General features: G+C 42.3%; 2 protein-coding genes. One reads left to right on the top strand and one right to left on the bottom strand.

Annotated elements, in window-relative coordinates; translation table 11 throughout:
• Positions 1–69 precede the first annotated feature (69 nt).
• Positions 70–342 carry an oxidative damage protection protein gene (locus A3738_RS25455; RefSeq protein WP_068476069.1) on the bottom strand — a complete coding sequence of 91 codons (273 nt, stop codon included), beginning with the start codon at positions 340–342 and terminating at the stop codon, positions 70–72.
• A 164-nt stretch (positions 343–506) separates the two neighbouring features.
• Between A3738_RS25455 and A3738_RS25450 the strand changes: the two genes are divergently transcribed.
• On the top strand, positions 507–981 hold a 475-nt coding region (locus tag A3738_RS25450), incomplete at its 3' end, for a glycosyltransferase (RefSeq protein ID WP_197474034.1).

Below are 981 nucleotides of genomic sequence, written 5' to 3'. Positions count from 1 at the left end.
TATTAAACCCGTTTCGTTTTAGTGAGTCAAGCAGTTTTATCAACTAAATGTGAAGTAAATTAAAGTTGGTTATTTTGTAGGCGGAACATAGCCTTCAGCTTGCTCAAAAGCTTCATTCGAAAGGAATTTTTGCATCTGTTCGCGCAAAAATTCACGCGCACTTGGGTCCATCATATTCAAGTGCTTTTCATTGATCAGCATGGTTTGATGACCTTGCCATTCTTGCCATGCTTTCTGTGAAATATTTTCGAACAGATCTTGCCCTATTGCACCGGGCATTGGTGGAACAGGCAAACCAGGGAGCTCTTCTTGGTATTTGCGACAAAACACAGTGCGCGACATACAGATACCTTCGTCTAGAAATTTTAACGCGCAAAGTGTAACCCGAGTTTGTTCTAAACCAAAAAGACAAAAGCGCATTGTTCATATTTTCGTCATCACTTTGCAGCCTAACTGTAATATTCGCCGATCAATGTATGCCCCATGAGACAGAGAGGGGCTATGTAATGACATTAAAAAATGTTTTGTTGGTGACAGAAACCTATCGCCCAGAAATCAACGGTGTAGCAACAACGCTCGGTAAATGGGTTGACGGCATGCTGGCCTTAGGTATTCGGGTAACGGTGATTCGTCCCAAGCAACACTCAGCCGACAAAGCTATAGATTCTCGAACCTTCGATAGAGAGTCAGAAAAGCTTGTATTTGGCTTACCTATCCCTGGTTATGCTGATCTGAAGTTTGGCTTAGTCTCTCAAAAGTGGATGAAGCACCAGCTTCAACGAATCAAACCCTGCGCAATCTATATTGCAACAGAAGGTCCCCTTGGTTACGCGGCATTAAAAGCAGCAAAGCAACTTAAAATAGGCGCAGTTACGGGCTTTCATACTAACTTCCAAAGCTACTCTAAGTTTTACAACTTTGGTTTTTTGGAGCCTCTCATCATGAAGTATATGAGATGGTTTCATAACACGAGTGCAAGCA

The sequence above is a fragment of the Oleiphilus sp. HI0066 genome, from assembly GCF_001635725.1.
Note: the sequence above shows the minus strand (reverse complement) of the source record. Positions and strands in the feature narration are given on the sequence as shown.